Below are 9,263 nucleotides of genomic sequence, written 5' to 3'. Positions count from 1 at the left end.
ATCAATTGCACAAGCCATTGCCAAAAGATTAAGATATGAATCCAGAAGGTCATCACTATCATCTAAGATGGTCTTCCATCTGATCTTTTCTCTTTCGATGTATTCTTCCAGCAGTTCATCTGACGATGTTAAAGAAAGCTTACCTTCTTTTCCCACCCACACTTCAATAAAGATGCTAAGGTACAATGGTCGATAGTAATCGTCGCTTATAGAATTTCTAAAGCTTTCCTGTATTTTCTTACTAAGATTATCAATATCAGTTAAGTAATCATCTGCTAAATCACTATTATCTATCAACGGCAGATATGACTTAAAATAATTTTGAATGTATGAAATTTCATCATCTGTTGAGAGTTCAGATAGTCTAAGTTCTTCTTTATTATATTCTGCCCCTTCAAACAACAATCTCGTCTCAGAATCAAGCGCTTTCTTTATGTCCTTTAACCAAGCATCAGATTTCAGCGCTCTTTCTATAAGGATTACCCTGAGCTTATATGGCGAGGTTTCGAATATTTCTATATACTTTGTCAGGCATTCAGCACATTCATATTCACTTCCGAGGACATAATCAAATACCACAATGGTATCTGTGAATGGGATAAAAGTACCTATTTCATTTGCATCTTTTTTTGTAAAGAAGCCAAACCAGTTAGAAGAAGCATTTCTTAGCGATTCAATTACAAGGCGGCTCTTTCCTATGCCGCCTTCACCTGTGGTAATCCACCAACTGAATTTCTTATCGGTTTCAATAAACTCCGTTATAGCTTTAAGCTCCGCTTTTCGTCCGACAAATTCGCTAAAACCATTAGAGAAATGAATTCTTCCAAATGCTGATGTTACAGGAACAGCTGCTTTGTAGGGATTCACTGCCACAACGTTTCTTATGCCTGCTCTCCTGCGAAGCCTCATCATTGCCATCTCAGAAAGAAACTCCGGGAGATCTGCGTAATCATCACCATAGAAAACCGGCAGTGCATTTGGTGGAAGTTCCGGAACGTTATCCTCATTTTTCATCAAATAAAAATATGGAACTTTAGTATCTCCGAGCTTATCCACCACGAAATTCATAAATCCAGATAGGTTCGGATCTTCCACAGTCCCTCCGCATCCGACAATAACTATAGGATGAGTACTGATAAGATTCTGTATAAACTGTGCCCCGGCATTTGCAAGCACACTCTTATATGTGAGGATCATCCGCGACAATATCATCTATATTGTTAAGCCTGTCATAAACGCCGTGGAGATGAATAACCTTATTCTCCGAGTCACCCCTGATGATTGATAGTATTTCAGCCGGAAAAGAATAAGACACCGCACTACAGTTCACTGCTTCTTCAATAGTTAGATCATAATTAGTGGTAGTAATCAGATCTCCGGCGCGCCATATCTTGCGAAGAGCCTCAATAAATGACTTATTAACAGGATGCAGCGATCCAACAGTTTTATTCATATAGTCTTCATATGATCCTGTAGTTTTTAGTTTCTCAAGTAGATATGTCACTGCATCTATGAGATCATCAGCTGACCAAGTTCCTATAAGCTTATCAAGCTCATCTTGCTCTGAGATGGTCTGATAGCTCTTACCTGCCAAAATCCAGCTCGGCCAGCTTAACCGGTGTTCTGCAAGAGACATAGACGCACCTGCACCACATAGATATATAAGCTTCTGTTCACTTGTTAATGTTTGCATGAGTTTTGGATAGTTCGAAACTTTAGATGCGGTCATATTACTTCCCTTTTTAAAAATAATACTACTCATTTTGACATAATTATATATGGGAATTTATGTCTCTCAGCTGTTACAAATCTAAAATTTTGATAAATAATTTTTCATTTCCTTCTGTTAAATCAGGAATATTCATGTTCACAGTATAATCCTATTGTTGCACATTCTTTCAGCCCATTTTATGACGTATTTGTCAACCTGAGCATTAATTAAAAATCTACCTAGTAGTATTTATTGCAAAATATACACTACCGGGTAGATTCATTTTACCGTGTACAAAAAGGCGACAATGCCATTGTATAGCTTAAGTTTAAATGGAGGTCCAGAGGGACGGCCTCTAGGTGAGATACTATGTGTTTCAACGTTTAATAATTCCTTTGCCATCTTATCAATAGTTAAGTTGGCTACGAACCTCCTAAAACACCTGTAGGGTATCCCAGCTGAACCATCATAAGAGTATTATTAATTGCCATAAGAAACCCTCCAAACATAGAAATAATCTCATTTGAAGTTCTTCGCCAGCATAAAAAAGGCATAGTCATTACTAAACTCACAAATAGCAATGATATTATCCAACAAGTATTAATAAATCCCTTTTTCGATTTTGTACATTTCGGATATAGGATTATTTAATCAAATAACTTGTTGACATAGAATAATCTTTTTGTGAAGGTGATCGGAAAATATGTATGCGTATGCAATTGGTAAATAATTTACATATCTTCCAGATGTAACTTTGGGGAAGTCATGCTGTTATTTGGAAATATTGCATACTACGGGATTATCTTGGAAAATGATGAAGTTGAGGACACTATTCATAACAAGTATGATGAATGATATTGTCGTGCATACATCTGCTACCATAGGCAACACCTCCTTAACATTGAACATAATCAACCCGCGCTCAGTCCGTAGACCCATATGTTCAGTTAGTCGGATTTCCCAGATAATTTACCGCCGGGCACATTATACATTACTAGAGTTTATTATTTTTTTCAATTGTTTTCTTAAATAACTAACAGTACAATCTTTTGGAGATTCTGCGATGACTTTAGGCAGATATTGTATCAATTCCTCTTCTGAAAAATCATATAAAAGCATAAGTAATGTTATTTTATTTACTTGCTTTCCCTTATTAGCTATAACACTGTTTCTTACTTCAGAACTTGCAATGATATCTTGAGCGCATTTGATTAATCTTGCAGATATATCTACAGATTTATGTTGAGCCATAATAATATTGTCGTTTTCATCTATATTGATTCCAGCCATCTTATTCAAATTAGCAACAATTATGCAATGATGAAAATGAGCTCCAACAAAACATGTTTTATCTGTTGTCACACTATTTATAATAACATTTGTAAATATTGCATTATAAAATTTTGTTCCTCTTAAATTGGTTCCGATGAATTCTGTGCCATCAAAATGTGCTTCACTCATATTACAAAATTTGACTTTGGTTGCTCTAAAAGAAGCTCCATCAAATATTGCACCTCTGAAATTCGTGCGGTAACAATCTGCTTTGTCGAAGTTTTTATATGAATAATTCTTAAAAGAGCAATCTTTGTTTTTGTAACTATAAAAAGCTCTATTTTTTCCTTTTAAACTCACTTCATCATCTCCTTTTTTCCTGACTTCTATTCTCAAAAATCAAGTCTCCGGTTATGGAGTTTCAAAGACTAGCGATAATGTTTCAAGTTATATAAACAAGATAATTTACATAATTCTTTCATTTATTGTTTTTTCATATAAATGTACAGTTTTAGTCTCCATAATGCCCCTCTCGTATGGATAATATACAACAAATTTCCACATTTTGAAATCCTCCCAAATATTTTTATTATAAATTTACAATCATTCGTTACAAGCTAAACTTGCACCTTAAACAAAAAGAGCATTAAAGATCCTCCCAATCATCTCATCTGCTCTTTCTGTGGGATACCAGTTTAATTGCATCCTTATGGTTATCGTATATCTTCTTTAGCTGTTTGCATCCTTTCTTATAATTTTCTTTATACCCATTTGATGACTTAAGCCGCTTAAACTCAATAAATACTTCTGTGTCTCCCCGTCTTGCGACAACATCTGTATTATCAGGAGAATCAAAAACTAGCTCGTAGCTTTTATTCTTTAGCCAATTGGCTACAACCAGTTCATATAAAAATCTCTTGCTGTATCATGAGAGTCTACCTTACATATATGTTTGTACTCAAGTTTATTATAAGAAGCATTGGTCTTTGTTTCTAGAATCATATCCCTCTACCTTCTGCAATATTTATTCATAAATCTAATCCCTCCTAAACAGATCCCTCGTATAAACCTTATCCTCCACATCATCCAGCACACTCTCATACCTATTAGCAATAATAGCATCCGCTCCAACCTTAAATTTCTCTATATCATTCACCACAAGAGAGCCAAAGAATGTTGTTCCGTCTTCTAGTGTAGGTTCATATACTATCACCGTAGCACCCTTAGCCTTGATACGCTTCATTACACCTTGAATGGATGATTGTCTGAAGTTATCAGAATTGGATTTCATTGTGAGACGGTATACGCCCACAGTAATAGGTCTCTCCTTCTCTGCATTCCACATGGAAGAAGCTGTATAGTACCCAGCCTTATCAAGTACGCGATCAGCAATGTGATCCTTTCTCGTTCTGTTTGACTCTACAATTGCCCTTATCAGATCTTCCGGCACATCTTGAAAATTTGATAACAACTGCTTGGTATCCTTCGGCAAGCAGTAACCTCCATAACCGAAACTCGGATTATTGTAATGGCTACCAATTCTCGGATCCAAGCATACGCCATCAATGATATCTTTCGTATTCAGTCCTTTAAGTTCGGCATAAGTGTCAAGCTCGTTAAAATATGATACACGGAGAGCAAGATAAGTGTTCGCGAAGAGTTTCACAGCTTCTGCTTCGGTAGTACCCATGAAAAGTGTGTCTACATTCTCCTTCTTAGCTGCTTCAGTCAGAAGTGAAGCGAATTGTTTAGCCTTCTCATCTTCTCCATTGTGACCAACAATAATACGAGAAGGATATAGATTGTCATATAAAGCCTTGGACTCACGTAAAAACTCCGGACTGAACAGGATACGATTTGTCCCAAACTTTTCTCTGACATTTTTAGTATAGCCAACAGGAATTGTTGACTTTATGACCATAGTGGCTGTATTGCTTGACTTAAGCACAAGATCAATCACCGCTTCAACAGCAGAACAATCGAAAAAGTTCTGCTTTGGATCATAGTTTGTAGGTGCTGCAATAATTACAAAGTCTGCGTCTGCGTAGGCACTTGCTCCATCTGTAGTCGCTTTAAGATTCAGATTGCGATCTTCATGTTCCGTCAGATATTTCTCAATATAATCATCCTGAATAGGTGATATCCAATTGTTCAGCTTTTCCACTTTCTCTTGCACAATATCTACAGCTGTGACTTCATTGTGCTGAGATAATAGTACTGCCAAGCTTAATCCTACATATCCTGTTCCTGCTACTGCTATCTTCAAGTTGTTCACATCCTTTCAAGAATTTTTAGTTTTTCTGTAAATTTTTAAGAATTTCATCTGCCCTCTTTAATAAATAAAACCACTTGCAAAAACACTTTTATACTTACTGCCATAAAAATATGTTTATTCGCAAGGACGTATTTTGCCTTTAACTTATTAAGTTTGAAAAATGAGAATACTTTATTATTCTTATTATTTGCTGCTACACAGTAATTGCCATTCTCCATGCAAAATCATACAAATTTGTTCCTGTGCTCCCACACGCTCATCAAGAACCATCCTTACGGGCGATAAGTTCCAACAATCTCCGCCACAATTTCTTTTATATCTTTACTATCCTTCTTGGATGCTTCATCCAGAACCTTAAGCTTCTCTTCAAAGACAGCATCATCCATCTCTATAGGGCGACCTATATAAATCATATTATTGGCGGTCTTTTCCTTACCCTCTTCATCCATAAGAAGCTCCTCATAAAGCTTCTCACCGGGACGTAATCCGGTATATACAATCTGTATATCCTCGTCTGGCTTATACCCTGATAGCTTAATAAGGTTCCTGGCCATATCATCAATTCTAACAGGTTTGCCCATATTAAGGATAAATATCTCACCCCCCTAGCATAAAGAGAAGCCTGCATCACAAGTGAGACCGCCTCGGGAATAGTCATGAAATACCTGACTATATCCTTATTCGTAACAGTCACAGGGCCGCCCTCTGCTATCTGCTTTTTGAAAAGAGGAATCACAGAACCATTAGACCCAAGCACATTACCGAATCTAACTGCGGCAAAAATAGTATTATCACATTTCCTATCCATCATCTGGACAACCATCTCACATACTCGCTTGGATGCGCCCATAAATGATGTAGGATTAACCGCCTTATCAGTTGAAATCAGAACAAATCTCTTAACTCCATACTTAGCAGCAGCCATAGCCGTCTTGTAGGTTCCAAAAATGTTGTTCTTAACCGCTTCATTGGGGCTTTTCTCCATTAGCGGTACATGCTTATGTGCAGCTGCATGATAGATAATATCAGGTCGATACTCTTTTATAACATTATTTATTCTATCCGTATTCCGCACCGATCCTATAAGAGCCTCTACATGAAAATTTGAATATTTACGATGAAGTTCTTGCTCGATTTCATAAGCATTGTTCTCATAAATATCAAAAATTATAAGTGCTTTTGGTTGTGCTGCAGCTATCTGCCTACACAATTCGGACCCTATTGAACCTCCGCCACCGGTGACCATAACAACCTTACCCTTTATGGCTTCAAGGATTTCTTCATTATTGACTTTTACCTCTTCGCGCTCTAGAAGATCCTCAATATTTACATCTCTTAGCTTAGATACACTTACTTCCTCTGATACAATCTGTGCAAGTCCAGGAACAGTCTGTAATTTACAGCCGGTCTCCTTACATAGATTAAGAATTTCTCTTCTATCCTTATCAGATGCGGACGGAATTGCAAATATAATCCTGTCAATATCATATTTATCGCAGAGCTGCTGAATATTATTCCTTCCACCACCTATCTTAATTCCTACAAGGTATCTGCCCCAGGTTGTCTTATTATCATCAACAACAACTCTTACCTTATATCGCTTAACCAGCTTCAAGTCTGTAATCAGCTCACGCCCTGCAGAACCTGCGCCAATTATCATAACATTCTCTCGATCGATGAGCTCTCTATCGTCAGGTGCTATTCTAAAAATACTGCCACGATATATCCTGTATGAAAACCTTATTCCCATGCACAATATAATATTTAGGATAATTCCCATAAAAATACAGCTTCGGGGAAGATTCATTCTGTCTATACTGTTTAAAGTAAACAGAATTATAGCTATAACAAAATAGGCTGCGATGATTCTGTAAACTTCGGTAAGAGAAGCAAATCTCCAAATACTGTGATAAAGCCTGAACATATAGTAAACAGCGATTGTTATAATCACAGCAATAGGAATCATGTACACAATATGATCCCTGTACAACTGCGAAATATCACTATATCTGAAATCAAAACGAACAAGCAAAGAAAGCAGATGCGCCGCAACCACACTTGAAGCATCTGCAAGAAGAATCGCTAGTATTCTTAAATAGTACTTTGTTCCTGAATTTTTATTCTTCTCCAACATATTTTTTCTCATAAGTCATAGAATGTACAATCTCATTCCAATTAACATCTATCCCAAATACTCCTGCCTCGGATCCTTTATCACATCAAAAGGGAAGCACTCAGCACATCCATCCGGCATTCACTAATCCCCCAAAACAGATCCTTCATGAAGAGAAAGAGCCTTAGCACCTGTATTTATACAGGTCAAAGCCTTCTTTTCTTAAAAATTTCAAGGAGAGCTGAGCATCGGAACCTCGTCTAGAGGTTTAATTGGAGTTTTGTTGACATGTCATCATTCAGACAATGCAGCTAAATTTGCATTATAGGTTTCATCAATAATAGCCTTAATCTCATTGTCTCTTATAATAAAAGAATTGTAGCACTCATTCCATTTTTCATAATATAATTTATCTCTAGAATGATCCTCTATATTGTAATAATCCTTTATAAAATCAGCTATAAAACTTGTATATTTATCTGCACCATAAGCATTTAGATGTCCACCATTGTAAAAGTCTTTGGAAAAATCCAACCCCATTTCTTCATAATAGCAATTCCCATTAATGAAATTGTATCCGTAGGATGTTATTATATCGCCTAAATAATTACTTAGCTTTTGAGTCTCCAAATCAACTATTTTAGGCCCCATCACAAATAGTACATCTACATCTTTTGTGTTTAAATATTCTAATAGTTCAACTAAATATTCTTCAGAATTACTCTCTATAGCACTTCTTTCTTCTGTTTGAATCCCTTCAGGCTCAGACAAGATTTCATTATAGGCACGGGTTTCAAAATAAAATCCTTTATAATCCGCCTCACAATCATTATTTATATGAGACCAAGCATCGGAACTGCCAAAAGCTTCAGTATTTGTGTGATATTTTATCACGTCAAAATAATAAGATAAAGCCAAATCACTTGAAGAATCGACTCCATAAAAATCCATAACATCTTTAACTGTATTTAGTCGATTAAAATTAAAATCCATAGAATCTGTCATGTTTCGTATTCCATTTTCAGAATCATTTAGATCTCCAATGCCACTAGTAAAACTTCTGACATCTAATACGAGCAATCTTGGATTCTGCTCGGCAAAGATTTCCCTTATCGCCCCAAGCATTAAAGGTTCTCTAAAAGAATCTGTTGCATAATTGTACGAAGTCATTCCATATTCTTTCCAAGCCAAGAGCGGTTTCCAATATACAGCGGTGGAACTCCCACCCACGCATATCACATCTATACTTTCTTCCCGACTAAGACCGCCTACATTGTTTCGTCCGTATGAAATATTTCTTTGCAAATAAACAACATGAATTAGCATTATTACAAATATTAATAAAAAAGCCGTTACTTTTATAACATACTTAACAAAAATCTTCATCATCAAAATCCTTTGTATATAAATTCGCTCGCACTGTATCCCGGACCATACTTACCAAAAATAATAACAAGGAATAGTAACGCCCACCATATTATCCATCTAAAAACTATATTTTGTCTTGCAATTACCCCTCTTACACTTTCCTTTTCTTGTATGCAAGATACAATTAAAAGAATAATTAAAAAATGAGGCTTCTGGCATGATGGTGGGTACTATGCCAGTCCTCTGATGTATATTTGCAATTGAAAAACCATCTGTGTTTCTGTAATGTATTAGCGTCCAAACTATACTACAGAGATACCAGAGGTACCCACAGATGGTTTCTGCTAATACATTATGTAAAAAATTGCTCAATGTCAATCATGCTGTCGTAGAAGATGCAAACTTCTATCTTGATCGGGATGGTGTTACCCACCTCAGAATCCATGCGCGGACGGATAAATGGCATCAGGATGATTGTCCGTTCTGCCACAGACGCTGTCCTCGTTACGACCAAAGGATAGATC

7 protein-coding genes and 1 pseudogene are annotated in these 9,263 nt (G+C 36.4%); 1 reads left to right on the top strand and 7 read right to left on the bottom strand.

Features of this window, described 5'->3' with window-relative positions:
- The 7 genes and pseudogenes from G602_RS0116800 to G602_RS0116750 form a co-directional block, all read right to left on the bottom strand.
- Positions 1 to 1,197, bottom strand: a 1,197-nt coding sequence (locus G602_RS0116800; protein ID WP_026659997.1) for an ATP-binding protein, incomplete at its 3' end; no start/stop codon positions are given.
- Complete coding sequence (locus G602_RS0116795) at positions 1,181 to 1,729, bottom strand: hypothetical protein (protein ID WP_026659996.1); 549 nt, start codon at positions 1,727 to 1,729, stop codon at positions 1,181 to 1,183. The genes G602_RS0116800 and G602_RS0116795, both read right to left, overlap by 17 nt.
- Before the next feature lie 966 nt (positions 1,730 to 2,695).
- Positions 2,696 to 3,379, bottom strand: a complete 684-nt coding sequence (locus tag G602_RS29210) for a pentapeptide repeat-containing protein (RefSeq protein ID WP_049945295.1) — start codon at positions 3,377 to 3,379, stop codon at positions 2,696 to 2,698.
- 640 nt (positions 3,380 to 4,019) lie between these two features.
- Positions 4,020 to 5,249, bottom strand: coding sequence for a nucleotide sugar dehydrogenase (locus G602_RS0116765; protein WP_026659995.1), 1,230 nt, complete (start codon positions 5,247 to 5,249; stop codon positions 4,020 to 4,022).
- 281 nt (positions 5,250 to 5,530) lie between these two features.
- Positions 5,531 to 5,707 carry a hypothetical protein gene (locus G602_RS32260; protein WP_330369218.1) on the bottom strand — a complete coding sequence of 59 codons (177 nt, stop codon included), beginning with the start codon at positions 5,705 to 5,707 and terminating at the stop codon, positions 5,531 to 5,533.
- A gap of 12 nt (positions 5,708 to 5,719) precedes the next feature.
- Positions 5,720 to 6,504: pseudogene (locus G602_RS32255) on the bottom strand (UDP-N-acetylglucosamine 4,6-dehydratase family protein); the annotation flags it as partial.
- A gap of 1,161 nt (positions 6,505 to 7,665) precedes the next feature.
- Positions 7,666 to 8,760, bottom strand: coding sequence for a hypothetical protein (locus tag G602_RS0116750; RefSeq protein WP_026659994.1), 1,095 nt, complete (start codon positions 8,758 to 8,760; stop codon positions 7,666 to 7,668).
- Positions 8,761 to 9,073: 313 nt separating this feature from the next.
- On the opposite strand from G602_RS0116750, the gene G602_RS31240 reads away from it, so the two are divergent.
- Positions 9,074 to 9,263, top strand: a 190-nt coding sequence (locus tag G602_RS31240; RefSeq protein ID WP_044932571.1) for a hypothetical protein, incomplete at its 3' end; no start/stop codon positions are given.

Source organism: Butyrivibrio sp. AC2005 (genome assembly GCF_000424145.1).
GTDB lineage: Bacteria > Bacillota > Clostridia > Lachnospirales > Lachnospiraceae > Butyrivibrio.
This window is presented reverse-complemented; position numbering and strand designations above follow the sequence as displayed.